The sequence below is a fragment of the Streptomyces sp. NPDC040622 genome (genome assembly GCF_055593965.1).
Genome location: NZ_JBVIXD010000001.1, coordinates 106,998 through 132,659 on the forward strand (window position 1 = coordinate 106,998; position 25,662 = coordinate 132,659).

Annotated in this window: 22 protein-coding genes and 3 pseudogenes; 13 read left to right on the plus strand and 12 right to left on the minus strand. The window is 73.7% G+C overall.

Translation table 11 applies throughout. The features are described from left to right. Positions 1-112: 112 nt before the first annotated feature. Both ACZ592_RS00515 and ACZ592_RS00520 read right to left on the minus strand, forming a co-directional pair. Positions 113-1,633 carry an MFS transporter gene (locus ACZ592_RS00515; RefSeq protein WP_471579259.1) on the minus strand — a complete coding sequence of 507 codons (1,521 nt, stop codon included), beginning with the start codon at positions 1,631-1,633 and terminating at the stop codon, positions 113-115. A gap of 83 nt (positions 1,634-1,716) precedes the next feature. Further along, positions 1,717-2,892, minus strand: a complete 1,176-nt coding sequence (locus ACZ592_RS00520) for an alpha-hydroxy-acid oxidizing protein (protein ID WP_471579260.1) — start codon at positions 2,890-2,892, stop codon at positions 1,717-1,719. A gap of 259 nt (positions 2,893-3,151) precedes the next feature. Here ACZ592_RS00520 and ACZ592_RS00525 point away from each other — a divergent pair, with 259 nt between their 5' ends. Together ACZ592_RS00525 and ACZ592_RS00530 are read left to right on the plus strand one after the other, a co-directional pair. Continuing rightward, the gene (locus ACZ592_RS00525; RefSeq protein WP_471579261.1) at positions 3,152-3,568 is read left to right on the plus strand and encodes an ATP-binding protein; all 417 of its coding nucleotides are present in this window, start codon (positions 3,152-3,154) and stop codon (positions 3,566-3,568) included. A 532-nt stretch (positions 3,569-4,100) separates the two neighbouring features. After that, the gene (locus tag ACZ592_RS00530; protein ID WP_471579262.1) at positions 4,101-5,054 is read left to right on the plus strand and encodes a GNAT family N-acetyltransferase; all 954 of its coding nucleotides are present in this window, start codon (positions 4,101-4,103) and stop codon (positions 5,052-5,054) included. Positions 5,055-5,100: 46 nt separating this feature from the next. On the opposite strand, the gene ACZ592_RS00535 is transcribed toward ACZ592_RS00530, so the two are convergent. The 3 genes and pseudogenes from ACZ592_RS00535 to ACZ592_RS00545 all read right to left on the minus strand — a co-directional run bounded on the left by ACZ592_RS00535 (position 5,101) and on the right by ACZ592_RS00545 (position 8,514). After that, entirely contained in the window at positions 5,101-6,621 is a 1,521-nt protein-coding gene (locus ACZ592_RS00535) for a hypothetical protein (protein ID WP_471579263.1), read from the minus strand. 145 nt (positions 6,622-6,766) lie between these two features. Beyond that, positions 6,767-7,480 (minus strand): annotated as a pseudogene (locus ACZ592_RS00540) (dioxygenase family protein); the annotation flags it as partial. A gap of 50 nt (positions 7,481-7,530) precedes the next feature. Next, complete coding sequence (locus ACZ592_RS00545) at positions 7,531-8,514, minus strand: AraC family transcriptional regulator (RefSeq protein WP_471579264.1); 984 nt, start codon at positions 8,512-8,514, stop codon at positions 7,531-7,533. 204 nt (positions 8,515-8,718) lie between these two features. Between ACZ592_RS00545 and ACZ592_RS00550 the strand changes: the two genes are divergently transcribed. The 4 genes from ACZ592_RS00550 (at position 8,719) to ACZ592_RS00565 (ending at position 12,535) form a co-directional block, all read left to right on the plus strand. Then, the gene (locus tag ACZ592_RS00550) at positions 8,719-9,411 is read left to right on the plus strand and encodes a TetR family transcriptional regulator (protein WP_471579265.1); all 693 of its coding nucleotides are present in this window, start codon (positions 8,719-8,721) and stop codon (positions 9,409-9,411) included. A 14-nt stretch (positions 9,412-9,425) separates the two neighbouring features. Next, the gene (locus ACZ592_RS00555; protein ID WP_471579266.1) at positions 9,426-10,241 is read left to right on the plus strand and encodes an SDR family NAD(P)-dependent oxidoreductase; all 816 of its coding nucleotides are present in this window, start codon (positions 9,426-9,428) and stop codon (positions 10,239-10,241) included. 153 nt (positions 10,242-10,394) lie between these two features. Further along, entirely contained in the window at positions 10,395-11,435 is a 1,041-nt protein-coding gene (locus ACZ592_RS00560; protein ID WP_471579980.1) for an NAD(P)-dependent alcohol dehydrogenase, read from the plus strand. A 140-nt stretch (positions 11,436-11,575) separates the two neighbouring features. Then, complete coding sequence (locus ACZ592_RS00565) at positions 11,576-12,535, plus strand: SDR family NAD(P)-dependent oxidoreductase (protein WP_471579267.1); 960 nt, start codon at positions 11,576-11,578, stop codon at positions 12,533-12,535. A gap of 46 nt (positions 12,536-12,581) precedes the next feature. Here ACZ592_RS00565 and ACZ592_RS00570 read toward each other — a convergent pair whose 3' ends face one another. The 3 genes from ACZ592_RS00570 to ACZ592_RS00580 form a co-directional block, all read right to left on the minus strand. Then, a complete protein-coding gene (locus ACZ592_RS00570; RefSeq protein WP_471579268.1) occupies positions 12,582-13,019 on the minus strand; it encodes a molybdopterin-dependent oxidoreductase in 438 nt (145 codons plus the stop codon). 94 nt (positions 13,020-13,113) lie between these two features. Further along, entirely contained in the window at positions 13,114-15,921 is a 2,808-nt protein-coding gene (locus tag ACZ592_RS00575; RefSeq protein WP_471579269.1) for a molybdopterin-dependent oxidoreductase, read from the minus strand. Beyond that, a complete protein-coding gene (locus ACZ592_RS00580; RefSeq protein WP_471579270.1) occupies positions 15,918-16,748 on the minus strand; it encodes an FAD binding domain-containing protein in 831 nt (276 codons plus the stop codon). The genes ACZ592_RS00575 and ACZ592_RS00580 overlap by 4 nt, the downstream gene beginning before the upstream one ends. A gap of 301 nt (positions 16,749-17,049) precedes the next feature. Between ACZ592_RS00580 and ACZ592_RS00585 the strand changes: the two genes are divergently transcribed. Next, entirely contained in the window at positions 17,050-18,729 is a 1,680-nt protein-coding gene (locus ACZ592_RS00585) for a helix-turn-helix domain-containing protein (protein WP_471579271.1), read from the plus strand. 6 nt (positions 18,730-18,735) lie between these two features. Here the strand turns inward: ACZ592_RS00585 and ACZ592_RS00590 are convergent, their stop codons facing one another. Both ACZ592_RS00590 and ACZ592_RS00595 read right to left on the minus strand, forming a co-directional pair. After that, complete coding sequence (locus tag ACZ592_RS00590) at positions 18,736-19,143, minus strand: TOBE domain-containing protein (RefSeq protein ID WP_471579272.1); 408 nt, start codon at positions 19,141-19,143, stop codon at positions 18,736-18,738. A 79-nt stretch (positions 19,144-19,222) separates the two neighbouring features. Then, a pseudogene (locus tag ACZ592_RS00595) lies at positions 19,223-19,396 on the minus strand (respiratory nitrate reductase subunit gamma); the annotation flags it as partial. A 99-nt stretch (positions 19,397-19,495) separates the two neighbouring features. Here ACZ592_RS00595 and ACZ592_RS00600 point away from each other — a divergent pair. The 4 genes and pseudogenes from ACZ592_RS00600 (at position 19,496) to ACZ592_RS00615 (ending at position 22,326) form a co-directional block, all read left to right on the plus strand. Beyond that, positions 19,496-20,299: a methyltransferase domain-containing protein gene (locus ACZ592_RS00600; RefSeq protein ID WP_471579273.1), complete on the plus strand. Its 804-nt coding sequence runs from the start codon at positions 19,496-19,498 to the stop codon at positions 20,297-20,299. 269 nt (positions 20,300-20,568) lie between these two features. Beyond that, a complete protein-coding gene (locus tag ACZ592_RS00605; RefSeq protein ID WP_471579274.1) occupies positions 20,569-21,591 on the plus strand; it encodes a PHP domain-containing protein in 1,023 nt (340 codons plus the stop codon). 194 nt (positions 21,592-21,785) lie between these two features. Continuing rightward, positions 21,786-21,929: pseudogene (locus ACZ592_RS00610) on the plus strand (pyridoxal phosphate-dependent aminotransferase); the annotation flags it as partial. A 187-nt stretch (positions 21,930-22,116) separates the two neighbouring features. Next, positions 22,117-22,326, plus strand: a complete 210-nt coding sequence (locus tag ACZ592_RS00615) for a hypothetical protein (RefSeq protein WP_471579275.1) — start codon at positions 22,117-22,119, stop codon at positions 22,324-22,326. 44 nt (positions 22,327-22,370) lie between these two features. Here ACZ592_RS00615 and ACZ592_RS00620 read toward each other — a convergent pair whose 3' ends face one another. After that, positions 22,371-22,964, minus strand: a complete 594-nt coding sequence (locus ACZ592_RS00620; protein WP_471579276.1) for an MBL fold metallo-hydrolase — start codon at positions 22,962-22,964, stop codon at positions 22,371-22,373. Positions 22,965-23,107: 143 nt separating this feature from the next. Here ACZ592_RS00620 and ACZ592_RS00625 point away from each other — a divergent pair, with 143 nt between their 5' ends. Beyond that, complete coding sequence (locus ACZ592_RS00625) at positions 23,108-24,016, plus strand: GlxA family transcriptional regulator (protein WP_471579981.1); 909 nt, start codon at positions 23,108-23,110, stop codon at positions 24,014-24,016. Between the two features lie 32 nt (positions 24,017-24,048). Here ACZ592_RS00625 and ACZ592_RS00630 read toward each other — a convergent pair whose 3' ends face one another. Further along, a complete protein-coding gene (locus tag ACZ592_RS00630; RefSeq protein WP_471579277.1) occupies positions 24,049-24,534 on the minus strand; it encodes a DUF2000 family protein in 486 nt (161 codons plus the stop codon). Between the two features lie 49 nt (positions 24,535-24,583). Between ACZ592_RS00630 and ACZ592_RS00635 the strand changes: the two genes are divergently transcribed. Continuing rightward, a complete protein-coding gene (locus tag ACZ592_RS00635) occupies positions 24,584-25,399 on the plus strand; it encodes a helix-turn-helix transcriptional regulator (RefSeq protein WP_471579278.1) in 816 nt (271 codons plus the stop codon). Positions 25,400-25,662: the final 263 nt, after the last annotated feature.

The following is a 25,662-nucleotide window of genomic DNA, read 5'->3' on the forward strand; positions in this document are numbered from 1 at the left end:
CGTTGTCCTCTCACTGAAGAGCATGTGTCGGCCCCGGACCGCACGCGTGAGCGAACCCGGGGCCGAACAGATGATAGGCGTGAAGTGAGTGGCGGGTGCGGCCAGTTGGGCGTCAGTGCGCGTTCTCGGTCGGGCGCAGCCCCTTGGGGATCTTCGCCCAGGTGAGCACCGCGGCCGCGAGCGGCAGCGCGGCCGCCATCAGGAACGTCGGCGTCATCCCGGAGGTGAACGCCTCACCGGCCCGGGCCAGCAGTGCCGAACCGGCCGGTCCCGTCAGCTCGGAGGCCACCCGCGCCGCCTCGCCGATCGAGTCGCTCACGGCCGCCGTGGTGTCCGCCGTGAGGCCGAGGTCGGGCAGGTTCACGCGGTACAGCGCGGTGGCGATGCTGCCGAGTACGGCCACGCCCATCGCGGCCCCCAGTTCGTAACAGGTCTCCTCGACCGCCGCGGCACCACTGACGTCCTCGGCCGGAGTGGCGGCCATCAGCGTCACGGACGCGGCGGTCGTCGCGATGCCGACGCCGCAGCCGAGCACCGCGAGCGCCACCGCGATCCCGCCGTAGCCGAGCGGCCCCGACAGCTGGAGCAGCCACGGCAGGGCGAGCCCCGCCGTCATGAGCAGCAGACCGCCGCCCATGACGTGCCGGATCGGCAGGCGGTGCATCAGCGCCGGGGTGATCAGCGAGGTGAGGACCAGGCCCAGCGGCGCCGGCAGCAGTCGGACGCCCGCCTCCAGCGGGGTGTAGCCCTGCCCGTACTGGAACCACTGGGTGATCAGGAACAGTGCCGAGCCCAGCGCGATCATGCCGAGGAAGATCGAGGCCGCGGCGATGGCGAAGGGGCGGGAGGCGAAGAGGCGCACCCGCAGCAGCGGGTGTTCCAGACGCAGTTGGCGGCGGACGAAGACCGTCAGCGTGACCGCGGCGACGACAAGGAGCGCCCAGGCCGCGGGGTCGGCGGGGCCGCCCTTGCCGAGCTGCTTGATGCCGCCCGCGAGGGCGAGCATGCCGACGACGGACTGGCCGACGCCCCACCAGTCCCAGCGTCCCTGGCGGGGCTGGTGGGACTCGGGCAGGATCCACGCGCCGAGGGCGATGATCAGCAGGGCGACGGGGATGTTGATCAGGAACGCGGAGTGCCAGCCGTCGTGCTGGACCAGCAGGCCGCCGACGACCGGGCCGAGCGCCATGCCGCCGCCGAAGACGGCCGACCAGACCGCGTAGGCCAGGGCGCGCTCGCGGGCGTCGGTGAAGACGTTCCGCAGGATCGACAAGGTGGCCGGCATGATCGCCGCGCCACCCGCGCCGAGCAGCGCGCGGGCGGCGATGACCTGCCAGGCGGCCGTCGCGAAGACGGCGAGCAGCGAGGCCAGCGCGAAGATGCCGAAGCCGATCAGGAGCAGCCGCTTGCGGCCCCACCGGTCGCCGAGCGCGCCCGCGGTCACGAGGAGTCCGGAGAGCACGAGGGCGTAGATGTCGATGATCCACAGCTGCTGCACGGAGCTGGGCCGCAGATCGGCGACGAGGGACGGGAAGGCGACGTTCAGGATCGTGGTGTCCATGGCGATCAGCAGGAGACTGCCGGAGAGGATCGCGAGGACGGCCCAGCGCCGTGAATCACGTTGCGGGGTCATGTGGTGTAACACCTCAATTTCGAATGAGACATAAATGTCTCACATGAAACGCAGAGGTGTCTACTCGGTGTGATCGGTCCCGGTCAGCGCACGCGCCGGAGCGCCTCCCGGGTGAGGTCCGCGAGGGTCGGGTAGCCGTCGACGGCCATGAGCAGGTCGGCCTCGGCGAGGAGCGAGCGCAGCACGTGCGTGACGCCGTCGGCCCCGCCGATGCCGAGCCCGTAGGCGTACGGGCGGCCCACGCCGACCGCGGTGGCGCCGAGCGCGACGGCCTTGACGATGTCCGCGCCGCCGCGCACCCCCGAGTCGAAGAGGACGGGCAGCCCGTCGGCCGCCTCGACGACGTCGGGGAGCATGTCGAGCGCGGGCAGGCCGCCGTTGGCCTGGCGGCCGCCGTGGTTGGAGCAGTAGACGCCGTCCACCCCGCCGTCCCTGGCGCGGCGCACGTCCTCCGGGTGGCCGAGGCCCTTCACGATCAGCGGCAACGACGTCAGCGAGCGCAGCCACGGCAGGTCGTCCCAGGTGAGGGGGTTGCCGAAGACCTGTACCCACTGCAGGACCGCCGACTGCATGTCCTGCTCGGGGGTGGTGGACAGCCGGGCGCGGAAGACCGGGTCACTGGTGTAGTTGGCCAGGCAGTGGCCGCGCAGCTGCGGGAAGTTGGAGGTGCTCAGGTCGCGCGGGCGCCACCCCGTGATCCAGGTGTCCAGGGTGACGACGATCGCCTTGAACCCGGACTTCTCCGCCCGGCGCACCAGGCTCTCGGCGAGGGCGCGGTCGGTCGGCGTGTACAGCTGGAAGAAGCCGGGCGTATCGCCGAGCTCGGCGGCGACCTCCTCCATCGGGTCGGCGGACAGCGTGGAGGCGACCATCGGCACCCCGGTCCGCGCTGCCGCCCGCGCCGTCGCGAGATCGCCGTGCCCGTCCTGCGCGCAGATGCCGAGTACACCGATGGGTGCCATGAACAGGGGAGAGGGCAGCGTCATCCCGAACAGGTCGACGGACAGATCGCGCTCCGCCGCGCCCACGAACATGCGTGGGATCAGGCCCCAGTGGTCGAACGCGGTGACGTTGGCGTGCTGCGTCCGCTCGTCCCCCGCGCCGCCCGCGACGTACGACACGACGGAGGGTGGCATCGCGGCCTGCGCGCGCGACTCCAACTCCGCGTACGTCATGGGGTACTTGGGAACGACGCCGCCCAGGCCGTTGAGGTAGATCTCGTCCTGGTAGTCCTTGAAGGCGCGGGGCGTCGGGTTCATATGAGTGGCCTTTCCCGGCATGGAGGGGGCGGACGCGGCGCCAGGGCGTCAGCGCCGGCGCACGACGGCTCAGTCTGGATTGAAGTTGATGTCAGGGTCAACGTGTGACGAAGGAAGCACGGGGCCGACGGATTGGCGATCAACCCGTGAGGGCATCACCGTGGGGCAGGACCGGTCGCGCACCTGACGCAGCGGCCCCGGTGGCGACGTTGATCGCGGGTGGACACCGGTTTGTCTTCTGGGAGGGGAGTGAGCTGCCATGCGTGCGCACCAGCGCGCCCATCGGCCCACGGAACGTGTGCAGTACGCGCTGCCGAGGGAGCCCGCGTCGGCGGGCCGGGCACGGAGGCTGGCCTCCGGGTTCCTCCACGGGTCCCGGCGCCGAAAAACCGAGGTGGACGCCGAGCGCGTGGACGACGCGACGCTGATCGTCTCCGAGCTCGTGTCCAACGCCGTGCGGCACGGGAACAGCGCCTGCCGCCTGAGCGTCGAGGTGACGGGTGGCCGGGTGACCGTCGAAGTCACCGACGCGAGCCCCGAACGCCCCCGGTTCCAGAAGTACAGCATCGACCGGGAGAGCGGGCGCGGCCTCGCGATGGTGCGGCAGCTCTCCCACCGCCTCGAGGTCGTGGGCGCCCACCGGGGCGGCAAGACGATCAGGGCCGTACTGGCCTGAGCCGCCCCTTCCCGGGGCGGTCGGGAGCCCCGCCTCGGGAGACGTGTCCGAGGGCGGTCGGCGGTGCACCGGCGCGTGAACCGGCGCACGGAACGCGGGAGATCTCCTGCGCGGCCACTGCACCGGTGCCGTCGCCCTGGAGCCGCCCGACGCGGCCGACCCGCCGCGGATCACCGGTGAGTACGGGCGCGCCTCGCACGGCTCCTCGGCCTGCCGGGGGGGGAGGGGGGCACGGCGCTCGCCGCGCGCCCGTGAACGGTGCCGTGGTACCCGGGCGCGAGGGGCTGACGGCCCACCTCTGCGCGGACCCGGCAGGCCTGCCGCCCGCCGCGGCCCTCGCCGCGCTCGCCGATCACCTCGCGGGCGGCTTCACCGGTGTCTGCGCGACCGGGAGCCGGGGGAGCGGCCGCGGGGGCGCGGGCCGGGCCGGGTTCCCTTGCGGGGCGAGTCCCTTTCGGGCGGGGTTCGGGTTCGCCCCCTGTCCGGGAAAAGTCCGTTGCGGCCAGGGCCTCCGCCACTCGACAGTGGTGCCATGACCACGTCCCTGAAGCCGCCCGCAGGACTGACCGTGCGGTCGGTGACGCCCGACGACGCGGCCGCGGTGTGCGCGCTGCTCAACGAAGTCGATCAGCTGGAGATCGGCCGCGCCGACACCTCGCCGGCCGATGTCAGGGCCGACTTGGGGCACCCCGCCGTGGACCTGGAGCGGGACTCCTGGCTGCTGTACGAAGGTGACCTGCTCGTCGGGTACGCGCTGCTGCGGGACGAGTCGGGCGGCGAGCGGATCGACGTCGACCACTACGTCCTGCCCGGCCGGCCGGCGGGTGCCGAGCATCTGCTCGACCTGCTGGAGGCCCGTGCGGGCGAGCGGGCGGCGGCGAACGGCGCGGCGCGCGCGGTCGTGCACCTGCACCTCACCCTCGACCCCACCACGGACCCTCGGACGCTGCGGGCGCGGGGCTGGCGCACCGTGCGCCGCTACCACGTGATGGAGCGTCACATCGGTCCGGAAGCAGACCCGTTGCCCGTGGCGCCGCCGGGCGTGACGCTGCGTGCCTGCCTCGCCGAGGAGGACCGCAGGCGGGCCCACGCCCTGCTCCAGGAGACCTTCGCCGAGCACTTCGACCACCGGTCGCGCACCTACCCGCAGTGGCTGGACGACATCGGCGCCGAGCGCGTCGACTGGTCACTGATCTGGGTCGCCCGGGTCGCAGGTCTTGGCGATGTCGCGGTGCTGCGCACCCACAACGACCGTGCGTCGGCGGGCTGGATCGGCAACATCGGCGTCCTGTCCGAGGCGCGCGGCCGCGGGCTCGGCGGCCATCTCCTGCGCCACGCCTTCGGGCACTACGCGGCGCTGGGCCGCGACCGCATCGGCCTGGGCGTGGACACCGACAACAGCAGCGGCGCACTCGCCCTGTACGAACGGCACGGCATGACCCTCGACTTCGCCGTCGACACCTGGGAGTTGATCCGCCCGGCCTGAGCGAGACCCGCTCGCAGGACGGACGGATCCGGATCGTGCCGCGCGCCTAGCGCAGCCTGCTCCCGAAGAGCGCCGCGGCGTCGGGGGCCCCGACGTCCTTGGGGCCAAAGGCCACCGACCCCGTCGCGGTCAGGCCCGTCGCCGTGCCGTGCAGCGACCACAACGCGCCGGCCTGCTCGTTCTCCGCGACGGAGGACGCCGTGAGGTCGGCGAGGCCGTCGCCCGTGACGTCGACCAGTGCCGTGGCGGCCCCGAACCGGTCGTCCTTCTCGGCGACTCCGGGGATGCCCGCCGTGTCCTGGTGGAAGGCCTGCGCGCCGGCACCCGTCACACCGTCGGCGCTGCCGCGCACCAGGACGACCGAGCCCGCGTCGGTGACCGTCCTGACGTCCTCGCCGGTGACACCGACCGCGATGTCCGCGTAGCCGTCGCCCGTCACGTCGGCGACGGAGACGGAGCTGCCGAAACTGTCGCCCTCCTCCTGGGCGCCGGGAACGCCGGGCAGGTCCTGGTCGAACTCCTGGACGTCCGGCTTGAGGCCGCCCGCCGAGCCGTAGGCGACCTTGACCTTGACCTCGGTCTCGTCGTTGTCGCTGTCGCCGACTACCAGGTCGTCGTAGTCGTCTCCGTTGATGTCGCCGAGGGCCAGCGCGCCCCTGAACCCCGTGGGGTCACCGCGCTTGAAGCCGGTCGGGCTGCCGTACAGGATGCGGTTGGTCCAGCCGCCGTCGCCGGTGTAGTCGTTGATGGCGATGTCGGAGCGGCCGTCGCCGTTGATGTCACCGACGGCCTGCGGGATCACCCCGCCCTGCACGGAGAGCGGCCCGTCCACGCAGATCTCGGGCTTCTCGCGGCAGCCGGGATAGGGGCGCTGGTCGCTCTCGTAGCTCCACCACTGCGACTTGTCCATGAAGTCGAGAGTGGCGGCCGGGGTGCCGGTGCGGGTGACGGGGCCCTTCCACAGGCGGGCCGGCTGGGCGGACGGGTCGTCGCCGTGCACGGCCATCAGGTCGAACAGGGCCAGGTCGGTGGTGCCGTCGCCGTCGAAGTCCCCCGTCTGCGGGGCGAATCCGAAGGCGTCGATCTTCGTACCGCCGGTGAGGCCGTTCGCGGAGCCCCAGAGGATCACCGAGCCGCCGCCGCGGACACCGGTGCCGATGACCACGTCCGCGTAACCGTCCTTGTCCAGATCGCCCTTGGCGACGTGCCGGCCGAACTCCTGCTTGGCCGTGGCCGCGCCCGGCACCCCGCTCGTGGAACGGCTGACGACCTTCTTGCGGGCCGGGTCGAGACCGTTCCTGGAGCCGTACGTCACCACGGCGTACCCGGCCTTCGCCTTGCCGGAGACCGTGCCGCCCGGGGCGCCGACGACCAGGTCGGCGTAGCCGTCCCCGTTGAAGTCGTCCGACGCCCCGGCGGCGGAGCCCGGGCGGCCCGCCCCGGCGTCCTGCGCGGCGGCGCGGGCGGTGCCCTGGCCCAGCGTCCAGGCCGAGAGGCCTCCGCTCACCAGCAGGGACGCGGCGATCAGGGGCATGGTGAGACGGACTCTGCGGCTGGCGCGTGGCATACGGTTTCCCTAGGTCCCTCGGTGAGTGCTGTTCCCGGTGGTTCACGCGTGGTTCACCACGGGGTCACATCGGCCGGTCACTTGACCTGCCAGGGGCACCGAAGGTTGTACGCCGCCCCGCCCGTATCGCGCGCCACGTCGCCTACTGCGGGACGTTCAGGACGAAGTCGAAGTCCGCCTCCTTCGCGTTGCCGACGGAGCGTACGTTCATGAGCAGCCGGGAGTCGAAGATCGGGTCCGTGTTGTTGCGCGGCTCACCGGGGAAGTAGAGCTGCGTCGTCAGGATCGGACGCCCGGGGGCCTGCACCTTGACGTGCAGGTGGCGGGTGCGGCCGGGGTAGAGGCCGGGCACGATCGTGGTGAGCTTGAACGCGCCGTTCGCGTCGGTGAACTGGTGCCCCCGGAAGCGGTAGCCCGTGTTGTCGTACGTCCCGTACGTGTCGGCCTGCCAGAAGTCGAGCAGGACCCGGGAGATCGGCTTGCAGGCGAGGCCGAAGACATAGCCGGTGACGGTGAGCCGCACCCCCGGGGTGCCGGGCTGGACGAGCGAGGTGCGCTGCGGGGAGTTGGGCTTGAAGTACGGTCCCTCCATCTGCGGGATCGTCGGATCGTCACCGTCGTCGCAGGTCGGGGTCGCCTCGATCTGTTCGCCGCGGGCGCCGGCGGTGCGGGCCAGGGCGGGCACGCCCATGAGGGTCACGGGCACGGCCATGCCCATCGCGGCGGCGGCCCTGAGGACGGTCTTGCGGCTGGGGCCCCTGCTGCCGTTGATACCGGGTGCGGGGGCGCCGTCCCCGCCGGACGTGCCGTCGTCGCCCGTCGGGCCGTCCCCGGTGGGGGTGCCGATCTCGTGGTCCATCGCTCCTCCTGAGCCTCAAGGGATGGGTGGGTTCCGGATCGGCTATGAAGCTATGCGCGGGAAGAGGGCCCGGCGATGGACTCGAGCCGGTGGTCGTGGTGAATATCGCCGGTGCCTCGGCGGAAGTCCCCCGGACTCGCGCCGGTCTCCCGCCGGAAGAAGCGGCAGAAGTACGCGGGATCCCCGAACCCGACCCGCCCCGCCACCTGACGGACCGACAACTCCGTGCGCAGCAGAAGGCGTTTGGCCTCGTGCACCCGGGTCTGTCGGATCAGCTCGCCGGGCGTGCGGCCGGTGGACGCCTTCACCGCCTCGCTGAGGTAGCTGACCGAGACGCCCAGGCGGTCCGCGCACGACCGCACCGACTGCAGGGCGCCCTCCGAGGCGCCGAGCAGCGTCACGAACTCCTCGGCCACCGACACCGGCCGCGAGTACGTCGGCACGGGCGGCGCCCCCTCGTGCGGCGGCAGGAGCGACACCGGCGCCGCACGGGGCGCGGGAAGCCGGGCCGCCCGTACGACCAGGACGTGCAGCAGGGCACGCAGCACGCTCTGGAAACCGTCGGCCCCCGACCGGTACTCGTCGTCCATCTCGGCGACCAGGCGCGCGGTCCACTCCGAGGCATCCGCGGACAGGTCCAGCCAGGAACGCCGGGCGAGCGTCCGCAGGACGTACCGGTCGGCGGGATGGTCCAGGAGGAAGTCGTCGGTGAAGAGGATGACGTGTCCCTCCAGGCCGGTGACGTCCTCCCAGTGGTGGACCTGCCCGGGGGTGATGAAGCACAGGTTCGGTGGCCGCAGCGCGAATCGGCTCAGGTCGACGACGTGGCCGCCGGTGCCGCCGGTGACGTGGACGATCTCGTGGAAGGTGTGCCGGTGCGGGAAGGGCGCGCGCGACATGGGGCCGATGGTGTCGAAGGTGCCGATGGCGAAGGGCAGCGCGTTGGGCATCGGGACCTGCAGCCGGTGGGTGGGCATGCCGTCCTCGCCCGGTTCTCCGTTGTTCCCCTCGCCCGGCAGGACCGTTGTGCGCATGGCGCTGGCTCCTCGGATCGATGGTGAGGCTGGTACGGACCAGCGGGCTCCTCACCATGGCACGCGGGGGGCCGCCGGACAGGAACGCGATCTGGCCGAAGAACGGCACGCGCCCAGCCCCCTTCCCTCCGGCGTCCCGATCTCCTGCCTGTCCCATTGGGTCATATGTCCCACTGGGACAGTTTGAGGAGTACAGTCGTCGGTATGAGCAGCGAGCAGGGCCGTCGGACCCGCAAGGTCAGGGAGAGCCGGGAGACCATGGCGAACGCCGCCGTGGACCTGGTCCTCGCCCACGGCCTCGACCAGGTCACCGTCGAGACGATCAGTGACCGTGCCGACGTCTCCCGCCGCACCTTCTCCCGGTACTTCGCCGGGAAGGAGGACGCCGTCGTCGACGCCCTGCGCGCCGACTTCGCGCGGATCAACGCGGCGCTCGCCGACCGCCCCGCCGAGGAGACCCCGCTCACGGCCTACTACCGGGCCCTGCGGAGCTGGCTGGGCGAGGAGCCCACCGCCTGGCACCGCCTGCCCCGCTCGCGCGACCTGCTGCGCCTGCTCCACGCGGAGCCGGCGCTGCTGCCCGCCTATCTGCGGGTGCAGGACGAGGCCGAAACCGAGTCGGTGGCGATCGTCGCCCGCCGCCTCGGCCTCGACCCCGCAAGCGATCTGCGCCCGGCGCTGGCCGTGTCGCTGGCCGTCGGGGCGTTCGGCACCGCCGTGCGGTTCTGGATCGCGCCCGGCGAGAACACCTCAGTCACCCCGGCCGCCCCGGCCGCCCCGGCCGCCCCGGTCTCCTCGGCCACCCCGAGGACTCCGACCGCCTCGCTCCCGCAGCTCATCGACGCGGCGTTCGCGGCCCTGGCCGACGAGCCCGCACCCCGTACCACCACCACGTGAAACCAGGCACCGCCATGAGCACAAGCACCACGCCCGCAACCACTCCCGCGACCGTCCCCGCAGCCACCCCGACGGCAGCCGCGCCGGCGGAGTTCACCGGGAAGACCGCCCTCGTCACCGGCGCCGCGTCCGGCATCGGCCTGGAGGTCGCACGCCGCCTCGCCGCGGCGGGAGCGGCCGTCGTCGTCGCCGACTACAACGAACAGGGCGCGCAGGACGTCGCCAAGGCCCTCACCGAGGCCGGTGGCCGCGCCGCCGCCGTCCGCGTCGACGTCACCGACCCCGAGTCGGTGCGCCTGGCCGTCGAGTTCGCCGTCGAGACCTTCGGCGGTCTGCAGCTGGCCGTCAACAACGCCGGGATCGCCGGGGCCTCCGCCCCCACCGGCGACTACGCGGTCGAGGACTGGCGGCGCGTGATCGACACCAACCTCAACGGGGTCTTCTACTCCCTGCGGTACGAGCTGCCGCACCTCCTGGCCGCGGGCGGCGGCGCCGTCGTCAACATGTCCTCCATCCTCGGCACCAACGGCTTCGCGGGCTCCGCCGCCTACTCCGCCGCCAAGCACGCGGTCGTCGGCCTGACCAAGACCGCCGCCGTGGAGTACGCGGCCCGCGGCATCCGCGTGAACGCCGTCGCGCCCGGCTTCATCGACACCCCGCTCCTCAAGGGCGACGAGGCCCAGCGCAGCCGGCTGATCGCGCTGCACCCGCAGGGCCGCCTGGGCACCGCCGAGGAGGTCGCGGAGCTCACGCTCTTCCTGCTCTCGGACCGCGCCTCGTTCGTCAACGGCAGCTACCACCTCGTCGACGGCGGCTACGCGGCCCGCTGAGAGACCACGCGGCCCGGCGAGAAGAAGCAGCAAGAGCAGCAGCAAGCAGCAGTAAGAGAAGTAGCAAGAGCAGCAGCAAGAGAAGAGGCATCCCAGATGTCAGGACAAGAACTCTCCGGCGCGCGGCACGCGTCCGCCCCGCTGCCGGCCGAGATGAAGGCCGTCCAGTACCGCGCCGTCGGTGCCGCCCCCGAGGTGGTCACCGTCCCGCGTCCCGAGCCGGGACCCGGCCAGGTGCTCCTGAAGGTCACCGCCGCCGGGGTCTGCCACTCCGACATCGCCGTGATGAGCCGGCCCGCCGAGGCGCTCGGCTTCCCGCTGCCGCTCACCCTCGGCCACGAGGGCGCCGGGACCGTCGCCGCACTGGGTGAGGGCGTCACAGGACTCGCGCTCGGCGACTCCGTGGCCGTCTACGGGCCGTGGGGCTGCGGCACCTGTCCGATGTGCGCGCAGGGCAAGGAGAACTACTGCACGCGCGCCGCCGAGCTGGGCATCCGCCCGCCCGGGCTCGGCGCACCCGGCGCCATCGCCGAGTACATGATCGTCGACGACCCGCGCCACCTCGTCCCGCTGGGCGGCCTCGACCCGGTCACCGCCGTGCCGCTCACCGACGCGGGGCTCACCCCGTACCACGCGATCAAGACCTCGCTGCCGAAGCTGACGCCCGGCAGCACCGCCGTGGTCATCGGCACCGGCGGCCTCGGCCACGTCGCCATCCAGCTGCTGCGCGCGCTGACCCCGGCCCGCGTGGTCGCGCTCGACGTCACCGAGGAGAAGCTGCGGCTCGCCCGCGAGGTCGGCGCCCACGAGGCCGTCCTTTCGGACGCGTCGGCGGCCGTCAAGGTCCGCGAGCTCACCGGCGGCCTGGGAGCCCAGGCGGTGTTCGACTTCGTCGGCGCGCCGCCCACCGTCGCGACGGCGACCGCGTGCGCCGCCGTGGAGGGGGACGTCAGCATCGTCGGCATCGGCGGGGGAGCGGCGTCGGTCGGCTTCGGCACCACGGCCTACGACGTCGCGGTCCGCTCCCCGTACTGGGGCAGCAGGGCCGAGCTGATCGAGGTCCTGGACCTCGCACGGTCCGGCGTGATCGACGTGCACGTGGAGACGTACGCGCTGGACGACGCCCCCACGGCGTACGAGCACCTGTACGAGGGCCGCGTCAACGGCCGGGCGGTCATCCTGCCGGGTAGGTAGGCCTTGGGCGTCAGATCGCCGTCACCGGGCCCGTCCCTGGTGACGGCGATCTGTCGGTGAGCTGTCGGTCGTGCCTGTGAGGCTGACGGTCTCGACGGCGCGCAACGGCGTGCCGTCCCCGAACGCAGGGAGCCCCAGCCATGTCCTCCGTACCCCAGAACCCGTCGTGGGACGTCCATCGGCTGCCCCCGCGCGCGGGCAAGACCTTCCTGGTCACCGGCGGCAACGCCGGGATCGGGTACTTCGTCGCCGAGCAGCTCGCCACGACCGGCGCGGACGTCGTCATCGGCAGCCGCAGCGCGGAGCGGGCCGAGGCGGCCCTGGCCTCGATCCGTTCGCGGGTGCCGGGGGCACGGGTGCGGCATGTGCGGCTGGACCTCGCCGACCGGGCCTCCCTGAAGGCGGCCGCGGAGCGCGTCGAGTGCGATCGCCTCGACGCGGTGGTCTGCAACGCCGGGATCGCGCTCGACGACCCGCCGCGGCAGGAGACCGGCGACGGGCACGAGCTGATGTTCGCGACCAACCATCTCGGCCACCTCGCGCTGATCCGGTGGCTGGCTCCGGTGCTGACCGCGGCGCCCGCCGCCCGCGTCGTGACCGTCGGCAGCTTCGCGGCCCGCTCGGAGCGCCTGGACCTCGACGATCCGCAGTCGGTGCGGGACTACCGGCCGGGGCGCACCTACGGCCGGTCGAAGCTGGCGCAGATGACCTTCGCCTTCGAGCTCGACCGACGGCTGCGCACCGCGGGCAGCACCGTGCTCAGCGTGGTCGCCCACCCCGGCGGCGCCCTCGACTCCCTCACCCCGGCCCGCCCGATGGTGCATGCGACGACGGCCGCCGAGCGGCTGCGCGGTCTCCCCGCCGGGCTCCTCGTCCAGGGCAAGCATCAGGGGGCGTGGCCCATCGTCCGGGCCGTCCTGGACGAGCGGGTCGAGGGAGGGCAGTTGTGGGGGCCGAGGGTCTTCGGGCTGCGCGGTGAGCCCCGACTCGAAGCCGTACGACCGCACATGGCCGACTCCGCCGTGGCGGGCCTCCTGTGGACGGCCAGCTGCGAACTGGCGGGCGTCACACCGGACCTGGGACTCCTCGGACCGGCCTGATCCCACGCGCCCGCCCGGGCCCCCACGCCGGCGGACGGAGGCGGGCTCAGGCGGCTGTGCCGAGCCTTATCCGGGTGATCCCGCTGATGTAGCGGGCCCCGCAGAAATCGGTCGGTACGACCAACTGGCTGCCCCGATCGTCCAGTTCGAGTCCGTCGAGCTCGGTGGCGAGGAGTACGGGCGCGTTCCCGAAGTCCTCGTCGATCTCCGCCCAGGACAGGACGGTGGCGTGCCCGTCCTGTCCCGTGACCTCCAGAAGGAAACGGGAGCGGTCCTTGCGGCGGGCCGCGTCGAAGCCCGGCCCCGCCGTGCCGACCACCTCGCGCAGCAGCGGGCCCCGGAAGGTGTGGCGCCGGGCGCCGCTGGTCGCGCACTCGAAGGTCACGACGGCCTCCCGCGCGGTCCAGCGGCGGCGCAGATCGGCGACGCTCAGCCGTACCGGCCGGTCGACCGCGCCCACCACCACGAGCCGGCTCGTCCCCATCCCCGCCCCCTCCCCGTCGATTCCTCCGACTTCGAGGATGCCCACTGAACAGGCCGTGGAACATGGCAGATGTGGGACAAGTGCGGGACTCCGTCTAGCAGGTGCCGTTGCTGTCGCCGCTCCCGTTGCCGCCGTGGGAGTCGTCGCTCAAGGCCAGCCACACCCGGTCCCGGGTCAGCGGCAGCTCCGTGAAGCGGTGGCCCGTCGCGTCCCGCAGGGCGTTGGCGAAGGCCGGCGCCACCGGGTTGAAGGGGCTCTCGCTCATCGACTTGGCGCCCAGTGGGCCGATCGCGTCCCGCGTCTCCATGAAGTGGACTTCCGTGCGCGGCACGTCGGCGTACTGCGGCAGCCGGTAGTGGCGGAAGGCCGCCGTGGTGACCTCGCCGCGGTCGTCGACGCGCACGGTCTCGAAGAGCGTGGCGCCGAGCGCCTGCGCCACCCCGCCCTCGACCTGGCCCCTGCACTGCATCGGATTCATGACCTTGCCCGCGTCGGCCGCGTGCACGCTGCGCAGGATGCGCATCTCGCCGGTGCCGGGGTCGACGGCGACCTTGAACCACTGGGCGTTGAAGGCCACCGAGCGCGGGGTGCCGCCCCAGTGCCCTGCCGCGGTGAGCTCGTCCGCCGCGCCCGCCGCGTGCGCGGCCTCGTACAGCTCCTTGAGCGGCACGACGCGGCCCGCGCAGTCGAACTCCTCGGCGCCGAGGACGCATTGGTGCCGTGCCACCCCGGTGTGGCGGGCCACGAACGTCGTGAGGCGCTCGGCCAGCGAGGTCGCGGCGAGCAGCACGGCCTTCCCGGCCACGACCGTCCCCGCCGAGCCGAAGGCACCCGTGTCGTGCCGCACGACGTCGGTGTCGGACTGCCGCACGACGAGCCGGTCCGCCGTCGTGTTCAGGGCGCCCGCGGTGATCTGCTGGTGCACGGTCGTGGTGCCGTTGCCGAACTCGGCGGTGCCGACGGCGATGTCGTACGTACCGTCCGGCAGGAGGCTGACGGTCGCGTCGGCGTAGTGGCCGCCGGGCGGTCCTGTCGCGATCATCGCGAGGGCCGTGCCCTGCCCGACGAGCCAGCCGTCCGGCACCGGAACGTCGTCGGCGTCCTCCGCGGCGGCCCTGCGGACCACGGACAGGCACTGGTCGAGCCCGTACGAGGCGATGTGCAGGTCCTCCTCCTCGCCGGTGGGTCCCAGCATCGGCTCGCCCGCACGGATGATGTTGCGCTCGCGGAGGACGAGCGGGTCGAGGCCGAGGCGCCGGGCCAGCTCGTCCATGGCCGACTCGACGGCGAAGGTGACCTGCCCGAGGCCGTAGCCGCGGAAGGCGCCCGCCGGGACGCAGTTGGTGTAGACCGCGTAGGCGTCGACCTTCTTGTGCGGGGCGCGGTAGACGGCGAAGGACTCGCCGACGCTGTGGAACATCACCGCGGGACCGTGGTTGCCGTACGCGCCCGTGTTGGACACCACCCGCATCCGCAGGGCCGTCAGGGTGCCGTCGGTCCGCGCACCGGCCTTGAGGGTGATCGTGAACGGGTGGCGGGTGGTGGCTCCGTAGAACTGCTCGGCCCGGGTGTACTCCAGCTTCACCGGGCGTCGCAGCCGCAGCGCCGCGAGCGTCACGATGTCCTCGGTCAGCATCTCCTGCTTGCCGCCGAAACCGCCGCCCACCCGGCCCGCGACCACCCGGACCTCGTCCTCGGGCAGACCGAACAGCGCGCACAGCGCCCGCCGGGTCAGGAACGGGGTCTGGGTCGACGAGCGGACCGTGAGACGTTCGCCCGAGCCGTCCTCCTTGTCCTCGAAGTACGCGACGCAGCCGTGCGTCTCCAGACTCGCGTGCTGGACGCGCTGCGTGCGGAAGGTCTCCTCGTACACGACGTCCGCCTCGGCGAACCCCGCCTCCACGTCACCGAGCTCGCCGTGCACCTCACCGGCCACGTTGTTCCCGGCGCGCGCGATGCGCGACTCCGCGCCCTTGTCGCCGTGCAGGACGGGCGCGCCCGGCGCCATCGCCGCCTCCGGGTCGAGGACGTGCGGGAGTTGTGCGTAGGTCACCGCGATGCGACGGCAGCCCTCCTCGGCGGCCTGCTCGCTGTCGGCGACCACGGCGGCGACGCGTTGGCCGACGTGGCGCACGACGCTGTCCAGGACGCGGGTGTCGTCGGGATCCTCGGCGGGACGCTCGTGCCGGGCCGATGAGTACAGCACGTCGGGTGCGTCCCGGTGCGTGAACACGGCGTGCACGCCGGGGACGTGCAGGGCCTCGGTGGTGTCGATGTCCTCGATGCGGGCGTGCGGGTGCGGGGAGCGCAGCAGCTTCATGTGCAGCAGCCCGGGGACGTCGATGTCGAAGGTGTAGCGGGCGGTGCCGGTCACCACCTGCGGCCCGGCTGGGGCGCCCGGACTCGACCCCACCGCCTCGCCCGCGCCGGGGAGTTCGGTGTGCCGGGTGCCGCGCACGGCGTCCTCGACGGCGCGGTAGCCGGTGCAGCGGCAGAGGTTTCCCTTGAAGGCGCGGGGCAGGTCGTCCAGCTTGCCGTCGTCGTGCGCGGTGCCGCGCTCGGCCTGCAGGGCCGCCGTGGTCATCAGGAACCCGGCGGTGCAGAATCCGCACTGGAAGCCCTGCGCCTCGAGGAACGTCCGCTGCACCGGGTGGAGTTCGCCCTTTGGCGAGGCGAGCCCCTCGACGGTCGTGACGCTGCGTCCCTCGGCGCGTACCGCCGGATACAGGCAGCTGTGCACCGGCTCGCCGTCCACATGGACCGTGCACGCCCCGCAGTCCCCGGCGTCACAGCCCTTCTTCACGCCGAACCAGCCGCGCTCGCGCAGATACGTCCGCAGGCACTGCCCGGGGCGCGGCTCGGTGTCGTGGTGCTGTCGGTTGACCTCGATCCCGTACGTCACCGGGGGGCCTCCTCGTCCTCGTCGAGTTCGCGGCGTACTTCTTCGGCGAGCCGGAACGCCATGTGCCGCCGCCAGGCCGGCAGGCCGTGGATGTCGTCGAACCAGGCGTCGTCCGGCACCGCGCCCGCGAGCGCCGTCCGCAGCTCCGCGGCGCGCGGCGGCAGCGGGAACCACAGCCGGAACGGCCGCACGGTCGCCGCCGTGACCGTCAGCGTGAAGGAGCCGTCGCCCGGGTCGACGGCCCCGATGACCAGGACGCCGGAGCGGCCGAGGCCGTACAGGGACGCCTGGCGGAAGGCCGTGCGCAGGGCCAGCGCGCGTGCGGGCAGCGTGACCGAGCGCAGCAACTCGCCCTCGCCCAGGTCCTTTTGGCCCGCGCCGGTCACGAAGTCGGCGACGTGCACGCGGCGCGTCGAACCGTCCTGCGCCAGCAGCAGGCAGACGCCGTCCAGGGCGGCCGTCAGCGAGATCATCGGGCCGGCGGGCAGCGCGTTGCAGAGGTTGCCGCCGACGGTCGCCATGTTCCAGATCTTGAACGAGGCGAGGAAGGCCCGGCAGCACTGCTCGAACAGCGGCGCCGCCGGGAGGTCCGTGTGCCGCATGCGGCGCGAGAGCTGGGCGACGGTGCAGGTGGCGGCGATTTCCAGGGAGCCGTCCGGCAGCTCGGTGACCGGCGCCCAGCCCATCCGGCTCAGGTCGACCAGGCGCCGCACCTGCGGCTGCGGCTCGGAGAAGAGATAGGTGCCGCCGCCCAGCCAGCGGTCGCCGGGGCGCCAGGGGACGCGTTCGCGGGCGTCCCGTACGGCGGTGACCGTGTGGAGATCCATGGTGTGCGCCTCCTCCGGCGGCCGGTCGCGGAGACGACCGGACAGGCCGTTCCCGGCCGATGTCGAGTGATGAGGTGTCCAGTGGTGAGGCCGCAAGTGAAGCAACGCGGCACCGGCCCGCACGACTGGTGGCGGGCACGGAAAACCCGACGGGCCCGGGCCCGTCGCTGGAGGATCAACCAAGAGGGATACCAGCCACTTCCCCTCGCAATTACGATGCTCGCAACCACATTCACCTGGTGAATGTGAGATGCCGGGTCCGCAGCCCGGTCGGCACACCCGCACCAAGGAGCCACCGCCCATGCACGTCGAAGACCTCCTCCGGCTCACCGCCCTCGACCTGAACCTGCTGTGGGGCGAAGGCCCTGTGCTGACCCGGGAGATCAGCGGCATCACCGCCACCGACCTGGAGGACCCGACGCGCTTTCTGCGGGCCGGGGAGGTCGTGCTCAGCGGACTCGTGTGGTGGAGCCCCGAACAGGGGCAGGCCAAGGTCGACCGGTTCGTCGCGGCCCTGGCCACGGCCGGCGCCGTCGCCCTCCTCGCCGGTGAGGAGACCCACGGCTCGGTCCCCGACGCGCTCGTGGACGCCTGCCGCTCCCACGGGATCGCGCTGGTCGCGGTGCCGCCGCACACCAACTTCCGCGCCATCATCGACGCGGTCTACCTCCGGCAGTGGGGCGATCTGAGCCGGCGCCCCTCCGGCCACCACGCCCTGCCCGAGAACGTCCGCATCGAACTGAGCCGCCTGCTGGAGGCGGGCGAGGGCGCGGCCACCCTGCTCGACCGCGCACTCGCCCACCTCGGCACCCCGGCCTGCCACCTCCTGACGGCCACCGGACGCACCGTCGCCCGCACGCCTTCCGCCCCGCCCCTCACGCCCGCCCAGGCCGTCCGGCAGTTGACCCGGCCCACCGGCATCAGCCTGCGCATCGAGACGGAGGCGACCGCGTACGACAGCTGGCACCTGTACCTGCACCACCCCGAGGAGGCCCCGCCGCGCCTCCTGCACGAGATAGCCGACGTCCTCGCCCAGCACCAGGAGCGGCGGCTGCGCGAGGAGGAGGGCGCCCGGCGGCGGGCCGCGGACCTCCTCGCGCTCCTGGCCGCACCCCGGCCCGACGGCCCCGCCCTGCGCGGCGCGTTGCGGGCCTCGGGCCTGCCCGAGGACGGCCCGTTCCACGTGCTCGCCGCAGGCGTGGGCACCCACCGCGCACCGGGTATCGCCGCCCTGACGGAGGCCCTGCGCCACCTGCCGGGGCGGCCGGCCTTCGCCGCGGGGGTCCTCCCGGACGGCACGGTGGCGGCCGTGCTCCACGTGGGCGCCCCCGGCCAGGACACCGCACCCGCCCAGCACACCGCCCCCGGCCAGGACACCGCACCCGCCCGACACTCCGCACCCGCCCAGCACACCTCGGCCACCCAGCACACCTCGGCCACCCAGCACACCTCGGCCACCCAGCACACCTCGGCCACCGCACCCGCCGACGACCCGCGGGGCGGGCAACTCCTCGACATCTGGCCCCTGTTGACCGCCCGCACGCCGCGTACTCTCCTGCACGGCGGCCTCGGCGCCCCGGCACCCGCGGCGGAAGACCTGGCCCGCGGCCTCACCCAGGCCCGCTACGCCCTCACCGCCGCCCGCGCCGAAGCACCCCGGCACAGCCGCCTGACCCGCACCGACGACATGACCACGCTCAGCACGCTGCTCGCCGGTGTCCCCGAGGCCGTACGCGCCGCGTTCACCGCCCGGACCCTCGGCCCGCTGGCCGACGAGGACGACGCCTCGCAGCGCACGCTCCTGCACACCCTGGAGACCTTCCTCGCGCACAACGGCTCCTGGGCCCGCACCGCCAAGGCCCTGCACCTGCACGTGAACACCGTCCACTACCGCGTCCAGCGCATCGAGTCCCTCACCGGCCGCGACCTGTCCCGCCTCGACCACAAGCTCGACCTGTACGCGGCCCTGCGGTGCCGATGAGCGCCGTCAGCCGCGGGGCGGGGGCCTGTCGACGTGCACGTTCGTCGACTTGACCCGCGCGGTGACGGTGGACCCCACCTCGATCCCCAGCTCGTCGACGGCCTCGCGGCTCACCACGGACACCACCCGGTGCGGGCCCGACTGGATCTCCACCTGCACGAGCACGTCGTCGCCCCGCACCGCGGTCACGATCCCCGCGAAGGAGTTGCGCACCGACGTCAGCACCTCGTCCGGCACGGTGTGCGCCCCGCGGGCGCGCTCCTCGGCGAACCCGGCCAGACTCACCCCGTCGACCAGTCGGTTCCCGGAGCCGTCCCGCTCCATCCGGAGGCGACCCGCGTCGCCCCACCGCCGGACGCTCTCCGGACTCACGCCGAGCAGCCGCGCCGCCTGACCGATGCTGAATGTGGGCACACGGGCACCCTAGGGCCTGCGCGCCCCAGGAGCCGGTCCACCCCTGCCGCAGGGCCGCCGGGGCGCCGCGGGAGCGGTGGGCGACGCAGGGGCGGGTCAGATGGCCGAGCGGTGCGGTGAACGCGTGCACGGGACGGCTGAACGGCCGTCGGGCGAACAGCGCCGTGCCGAGCAGCGCGTGCACCCGGTGGGTGAGCGGGGCGTGTTCTTCCCGCCTCTGGCGCGGGGCGCTGCCGCCCAGGCACGGGCCCATGGAATCTCTTTGCCGCGCGTGCCGGGTGTCGCACCCCCTGTGCCGTCCCTGTGTCGCCGCCGCGCCGCTCCCGTGCGGCGGCGAGAGATGATCGTCCGCATGACTCAGCACAGCGAGGACGGCTATCTCCTGGACAACCGGCAGTCCGAGGCGGGCGAGCGCTTCGACGCCCTCGGCTCCCTCTTCGACGCCTCCACCTTCCGTCACTTCGACGCCCTGGGCATCGCGGAAGGCTGGCGCTGCTGGGAGGTCGGCGCCGGTGGCCCCTCGGTCGTCCGGGGCCTCGCCGAGCGCGTCGGCCCCACCGGCCACGTCCTCGCCACCGACATCGACACGTCCTGGACCGCGTCGGCAGCCGCGCCGCAGGTCGAGGTCCTGCGCCACGACGTCGCCGCCGACGAGCCGCCCGCGGGACCCTTCGACCTGGTCCACGCCCGCCTCGTCCTCGTCCACGTCGCCGACCGCGAGCACGCCCTGCGCGCCATGACGGACGCCCTGCGCCCCGGCGGCCGGCTCCTCGTCGAGGACGCCGACCCGGCCCTCCAGCCCCTCATCTGCCCCGACGAGCACGGACCCGAGCAGCGCCTCGCCAACAAGCTCCGCCACGGCTTCCGCAAGCTCCTCGCCGAACGCGGCGCGGACCTCTCCTACGGGCGCCGCCTCCCGCGCCTGCTGCGCGAGGCGGGCCTGACCGACCTCGAGGCCGACGCCTACTTCCCGGTCACGGGACCCGCCTGCGACGCGCTGGAGACGGCCACGGTGCGCCAGGTCCGCGAGCAGCTGGTCGCCCGGGGCCACGCCACGGATGCCGAGATCGACACCCACCTCGCGAACATCGCGGCGGGCTGCCTCGACCTGGCGACGTCCCCGATGATCTCCGCGTGGGGCCGCAAGCCGCTCTGAGCAGCCCCGCCCCGCCCCGCCCCGCTCCGCCCCGCTCCGGGCCGCTCCGCCCCGCCCCGCTCCGGGCCGCTCCGCCCCGCCCCGCCCCGCTCCGCCCCGCCCCGCCCCGCTCCGGGCCGCTCCGCCCCGCTCCGGGCCGCTCCACGCCGGGCATCCGCGGGCTCGACGTGCCGCGGTGCGCCGCCTGCGCGAGGCTGGAAGACGGCCGCCGCCGGACCGCACCCGCATCCGCACGCGTACGGCACGGCCCACGGCGGACGGAGGTGCCGATGGAGCCCGTGGACGCGCTGGAACGGATCGCCTTCCTGCTGGAGCGGAGCCAGGCCCCGACCTACCGGGTCCGGGCCTTCCGCACCGCCGCCGAGGTGATCGACGGCCTTGCCGACGGCGAGACCGTGCGCCGGGCCGGTGACGGCTCCCTGGAGTCGCTCAAGGGCATCGGCCCCAAGACCGCCGGTGTGGTCCGCGAGGCGCTCGCCGGGACCGTGCCGGGATACCTGGACCGGCTCGAAGTCGAGGCGGCGGCCCCGCTCGCCGAAGGCGGCACCGAGCTCCGCGCACTGCTGCGCGGCGACTGCCACCTGCACTCCGACTGGTCCGACGGCGGCAGCCCGATCGAGGCGATGGGCCGCGCGGCCAGGGAGATCGGCCACGAGTGGGCCGTGCTCACCGACCACTCGCCCCGGCTCACCGTGGCGCGCGGCCTGTCGCCGGAGCGGCTGCGCGAGCAACTGGACGTGGTGGCCGCCCTCAACGAGCGGTGGGCGCCCTTCCGGCTGCTCACCGGCATCGAGTGCGACATCCTCGACGACGGCACCCTCGACCAGGAGCCGGACCTGCTCGACCGGCTCGACGTCGTGGTCGTCTCGGTGCACTCCAGACTCCGCATGGACGCAGCCGCCATGACGCGGCGCCTGGTCACCGCCGTGCGCGACCCGCGGGCCGACGTGCTCGGACACTGCACCGGGCGGCTCGTCGCCGGGCGCGGCAGGCCGGAGTCGCAGTTCGACGCGGACGAGGTGTTCGCCGCCTGCGCGGACGCGGGCACGGCGGTGGAGATCAACAGCCGTCCCGAGCGCCTCGACCCGCCCCGCCGCCTGCTGCGCAAGGCCGTGGACGCCGGGGTGCTCTTCGCGGTGGACACCGACGCGCACGCGCCAGGCCAGCTCGACTGGCAGCTCATCGGATGCGCGCGGGCCGAGGAGTGCGGGGTGCCGCCCGAGCGCGTGGTGACGACGTGGACGGTGGGGGACCTGCTGGCCTGGACGGGGGAGAAGCGGAGCTCCGGCTGAGCGCCGCAGCCCCGCCCGCGCGACCCTGCCCGGCCTTGCCGGATCGCTGGTGATCATCGACGGGCCCCGCCCACGCCCGCGTGACCCTGCCTCCACCCCCGCGATCCTGCCCACGCTCGCACCATGGATCACTCGTCGAACCACCCCGCTGAGTCCCGTGTCGCCAACCCGCTGCGCCGGCTCTCCGTGGAGCAGGCCGCGTCGCCCTGAGCGCAGGGCTGAACTTCGGCTCCGGAGGGGCCGGGTTCGTCCGCATGAACGTGGCGACCTCCCCCGAGATCCTGACCGAGGGCGTCCGCAGGATGGCGGCGGCCCTCCCGGGCGCAGTGGCCCAATAGGCCCCGGACGCAAGGCTCTTGGCGCGGATATCCGGTGGATTCGCGGCGGCCGGTTGTCCCACACTGGAGAGAACCTCCCGCCCCCGAAAGCGCGGCGCACCCGTGCATCCCGCGGCGCTCCCGGCGGGGCGCACGACCGGAGCGAGAGATCAGAGAGCAAGACCGGGAGACCGGAGAGGAGGACCCCGTGCCGAAGCCCGTACGCGTGGAATACGTCATCGCCAAGCCCCACTCGCCGACCTGGTGGAAGCAGAACCGCCACCTGGTCCTGCTCGTGGTGGGTCTGCTGATCGGCGCGTGGCTCGTCAGCGGCCACGACAGCAAGGCCGAGCCCGTCCCCGACCGGCCCGCGCCCACCCGCTCGACCGTGTCCGACCCCGGAGAAAACGACCGCTGAGGGCTCCCGCGCCAGGCCCCTGACCCGACCTGCGGATCAGGAACCTAGCGCGGGGTGCCGTCGTCCCCGCGGAACGGGCTGCCGTGGCCGGGCACGATCAGGTCGGCCACGGCCAGCACCCGCAGCCGGGAGGCGCGCAGCACCTCGCGGTCCGGCGCCACCGGATCGTCCGCGGGGCCGTTCGCGTGCCACCACAGGTCGCCCGCGAAGGCCACGACACCCGCGTCGGTGCCGGCCAGCAGCGTGATGTCCTCGGTGCTGTGGCCCGGCGTGCGGATCAGCCGCAGGGACGGGGTGAGTTCGTGGCCCTCCGCGTCCCGGTTCGTCCACTGGTCGCCCCGGTACTCCACCTTGTGGTCGTGTATCCGGGCGGAGCCGAACAGGCCCACGTTCATGGTGTTGTCCGGGTGGTGGTGGCTGAGGACCACATCGGTGATGTCCTCGGGGCCCAGGCCCAGTTCCGCGAGCGGGGCGAGGATGTGGTCGGGGGTCGCGACCATGCCGGGATCGAAGATCACGTGCCGTCCCGCGTCGGAGACGTAGGAGACGGTCGCGGCCACCCCGGGGCCGGTGGAACCCACATAGCCGGTGGTCAGGACCTTGAATGCCGCGCTGCGGCCGAGCGGTGCGTCTGTCATGGCCCCCATCCTTTGTGACCAGGGCGGCAGTTCACGAGTGGCACTCCTGCCTACGATCGCAGGATTCGTGCCAACGGGTGTGGCACACTCCGACGGTGCCGCCCTTCCAGACAGTCGCCGCGTACGTCCCCGCCGGCGTCGGCATGCTCGCCGTCGGCATCGTCACCGAGGTGTTCGGCCCGCACGGACCGGCGCTGCCCGGCTTCGACTTCGCCCTGTGCGCGGAGCGGCCCGGCCCCGTGCCCACGGACTTCGGGGTGCCCCTGACCGTCGCGCACGGGGTGGACCGGCTCGCCGCGGCGGACCTGGTCATCGCCCTGCCCGGCACCGAGTTCCGCACGCCGCCCGCCCCCGCCGTGCTGGCCGCGCTGAAGGCCGCGCACGAGCGGGGGGCCGTCGTCGCGGCGCACTGCGTCGGCACGTTCGCCCTCGCCTGCGCCGGGCTGCTGGAGGGCCGCCGGGCGACCACCCACTGGCGGTTCGCCGACCTCCTCGCCGAGCGGCACCCGCGGACCACCGTGGATCCCGCGGCGCTCTACGTCGACGAAGGGACCGTCGTCACCGGCGCGGGAGCGGCCGCGGGCTTCGACCTCTGCCTCCATCTGCTGCGGCGCGAGCACGGCGCCGCGCGGGCCAACGGCGTCGCCCGGGACATGGTGCTGCCCGCCCACCGCGAGGGCGGCCAGGCCCAGTACCTGGCCGCGCCGGTGCCGCGGGACGGCGGGGACGAGCGCCTCGCCGAGGTCCTCGAGTGGGCCCGCGAGCACCTCCACGAGCCGCTGCCCGTCACCGAACTGGCCCGGCGCGCCATGATGAGCAGGCGCTCCTTCGCCCGCCGCTTCACCGCGGCGACCGGCACCACCCCGCACGCCTGGCTGCGCGGTCTGCGGCTGACGAGGGCCGAGGAGCTCCTGGAGACCACGGACCTGCCGGTGGAGGAGATCGCGGGCCGGGTCGGCTACGGGAGCGCGGCCGTGCTGCGCGAGCAGTTCGTGCGGCGCCGGGGCGTGCCGCCCCGCTCCTACCGGCGGGCGTTCACCGGCGCCCGGTGACGCGCCGGGCACGCGAGCGGCGACCCGTCGGGTCAGGGGTGCATCCGCGAGCCCTTGAGTACCTTGTCGACCGCGTTGCGCGGCCCGTACACGGCGATCCCGACCAGATCAAGGTCGGCGGCCGGCACGGCCCGTACCGCCGCGCGGTTGTCCCGGTCGTTGCCGGTGGCGAAGAGGTCGGAGGTGAACACCGAGCGGGGCAGGCCGCGGGAGAGGGCCCGGCCGTGCGCCGCGGTGACCGTCTCCTTGGTGCCCTCGAAGACCAGGACCGGCTGGCGGAACATCGGCAGGTACGGGGTTCCGTCGGCGTCGGCGTAGGGCTCGCCCATCACCTCGGGGATCTGCGGCCCGATGCCGCTGACCAGGAACGCGGTCACGTTGAGCCGCTGCCAGGACGCCAGGTCCTCCCGGAGGACGACGGCGATCTTGGTGTCGAAGCGGACGGGCGGGGCGGGCGGGGCGGGAGCGGCAGGGGTGGCGGAGACGGCGGGGGTGGCGGGGGGCGTGTCGTTCGTCATGCGCCCAGGCTGCCGACCGCGGTGCCCCACGGTCTTGTACGTTCTTTGCATGCCGTCCCAGCAGGAGGTTTCCGCATGGCGCCCGCAGGTCCCGGGTGTCGTCGAGGTCTTCCACGCGCACTTCACCGAGCACGCGTACCCGATGCACGTCCATGACGTGTGGACGCTGCTGATCGTCGACGACGGCGCCGTCCGCTACGACCTGGACCGCCGCGAGCGCGGCACCCCGAGCGACACGGTCTCGCTGCTGCCGCCGCAGGTGCCGCACAACGGCTCGCCCGCCACCGCGCACGGATTCCGCAAACGGGTGCTGTACCTGGACGGCCCGCAGCTCGACGACAGCCTGATCGGCCCGGCGGTGGACGACCCCGACATCACCGACCCGCTGCTGCGCCTGCGCATCGGGCAGCTGCACGCGGCCCTCGCACGGCGCGGCGACGAGCTGGAGGCGGAGAGCCGGCTCGCCCTGGTCGGCGAACGGCTCCGCGGCCACCTGCGGCCCCGGCTCGCCCCGGGCCGCCGGGACCCGGGCCGGGGCGTGGCGCACAGCCTGCGGGAGCTCCTCGACGAACGGCTGCTCACCGGCGTGACGCTGGGGGAGGCCGGGCACCTGGTGCACGCCCATCCCACCCACCTCGTGCGGGCGTTCAGCGCCGCCTTCGGCATCGCCCCGCACCAGTACCTGATGGCCCGAAGGGTCGACCGCGCCCGTCGCCTGCTCCTCGACGGCAGGCCGCCGAGCGAGGTGGCGTCGGCGGTCGGCTTCTACGACCAGGCTCACCTGTCCCGGCACTTCAAACGGGTCGTGGGCGTCCCTCCCGGGCGCTACGGCAAGGCCGCGGGCAGGGCGTCGACAGCCGACTGAAGAGGCCGACTGAAGAGGCTGTCCGGAGAGGGCGTCCGTGGCCCCGGTACCGCCAACCATGCCGGGCGCACGCCCCGCACGGCATGGCTGCGGGGCGTGCGCCCGGCCGCCTGGATCCGGCGGCCGGCTGACCGGGCAGGGAGGCCGTGGACGATCCCAGCCCGCAAGAGGCCGGGCGCCCGGCAACGGCCGGAGCGGTCCGCGCGCCCCTCGGCGCGAGCCCCGACGCCGCCGGTCGGGCGGGCGTCATCGGCACCGGCCTC

Bases quoted from the DNA above. Each gene is read 5' to 3' on its own strand.
- ACZ592_RS00515 (WP_471579259.1), bottom strand. From the start codon at position 1,633: ATGACCCCGCAACGTGATTCACGGCGCTGGGCCGTCCTCGCGATCCTC.
- ACZ592_RS00520 (WP_471579260.1), bottom strand. From the start codon at position 2,892: ATGAACCCGACGCCCCGCGCCTTCAAGGACTACCAGGACGAGATCTAC.
- ACZ592_RS00525 (WP_471579261.1), top strand. From the start codon at position 3,152: ATGCGTGCGCACCAGCGCGCCCATCGGCCCACGGAACGTGTGCAGTAC.
- ACZ592_RS00530 (WP_471579262.1), top strand. From the start codon at position 4,101: ATGACCACGTCCCTGAAGCCGCCCGCAGGACTGACCGTGCGGTCGGTG.
- ACZ592_RS00535 (WP_471579263.1), bottom strand. From the start codon at position 6,621: ATGCCACGCGCCAGCCGCAGAGTCCGTCTCACCATGCCCCTGATCGCC.
- ACZ592_RS00545 (WP_471579264.1), bottom strand. From the start codon at position 8,514: ATGCGCACAACGGTCCTGCCGGGCGAGGGGAACAACGGAGAACCGGGC.
- ACZ592_RS00550 (WP_471579265.1), top strand. From the start codon at position 8,719: ATGAGCAGCGAGCAGGGCCGTCGGACCCGCAAGGTCAGGGAGAGCCGG.
- ACZ592_RS00555 (WP_471579266.1), top strand. From the start codon at position 9,426: ATGAGCACAAGCACCACGCCCGCAACCACTCCCGCGACCGTCCCCGCA.
- ACZ592_RS00560 (WP_471579980.1), top strand. From the start codon at position 10,395: ATGAAGGCCGTCCAGTACCGCGCCGTCGGTGCCGCCCCCGAGGTGGTC.
- ACZ592_RS00565 (WP_471579267.1), top strand. From the start codon at position 11,576: ATGTCCTCCGTACCCCAGAACCCGTCGTGGGACGTCCATCGGCTGCCC.
- ACZ592_RS00570 (WP_471579268.1), bottom strand. From the start codon at position 13,019: ATGGGGACGAGCCGGCTCGTGGTGGTGGGCGCGGTCGACCGGCCGGTA.
- ACZ592_RS00580 (WP_471579270.1), bottom strand. From the start codon at position 16,748: ATGGATCTCCACACGGTCACCGCCGTACGGGACGCCCGCGAACGCGTC.
- ACZ592_RS00585 (WP_471579271.1), top strand. From the start codon at position 17,050: ATGCACGTCGAAGACCTCCTCCGGCTCACCGCCCTCGACCTGAACCTG.
- ACZ592_RS00600 (WP_471579273.1), top strand. From the start codon at position 19,496: ATGACTCAGCACAGCGAGGACGGCTATCTCCTGGACAACCGGCAGTCC.
- ACZ592_RS00605 (WP_471579274.1), top strand. From the start codon at position 20,569: ATGGAGCCCGTGGACGCGCTGGAACGGATCGCCTTCCTGCTGGAGCGG.
- ACZ592_RS00620 (WP_471579276.1), bottom strand. From the start codon at position 22,964: ATGACAGACGCACCGCTCGGCCGCAGCGCGGCATTCAAGGTCCTGACC.
- ACZ592_RS00625 (WP_471579981.1), top strand. From the start codon at position 23,108: ATGCTCGCCGTCGGCATCGTCACCGAGGTGTTCGGCCCGCACGGACCG.
- ACZ592_RS00630 (WP_471579277.1), bottom strand. From the start codon at position 24,534: ATGACGAACGACACGCCCCCCGCCACCCCCGCCGTCTCCGCCACCCCT.
- ACZ592_RS00635 (WP_471579278.1), top strand. From the start codon at position 24,584: ATGCCGTCCCAGCAGGAGGTTTCCGCATGGCGCCCGCAGGTCCCGGGT.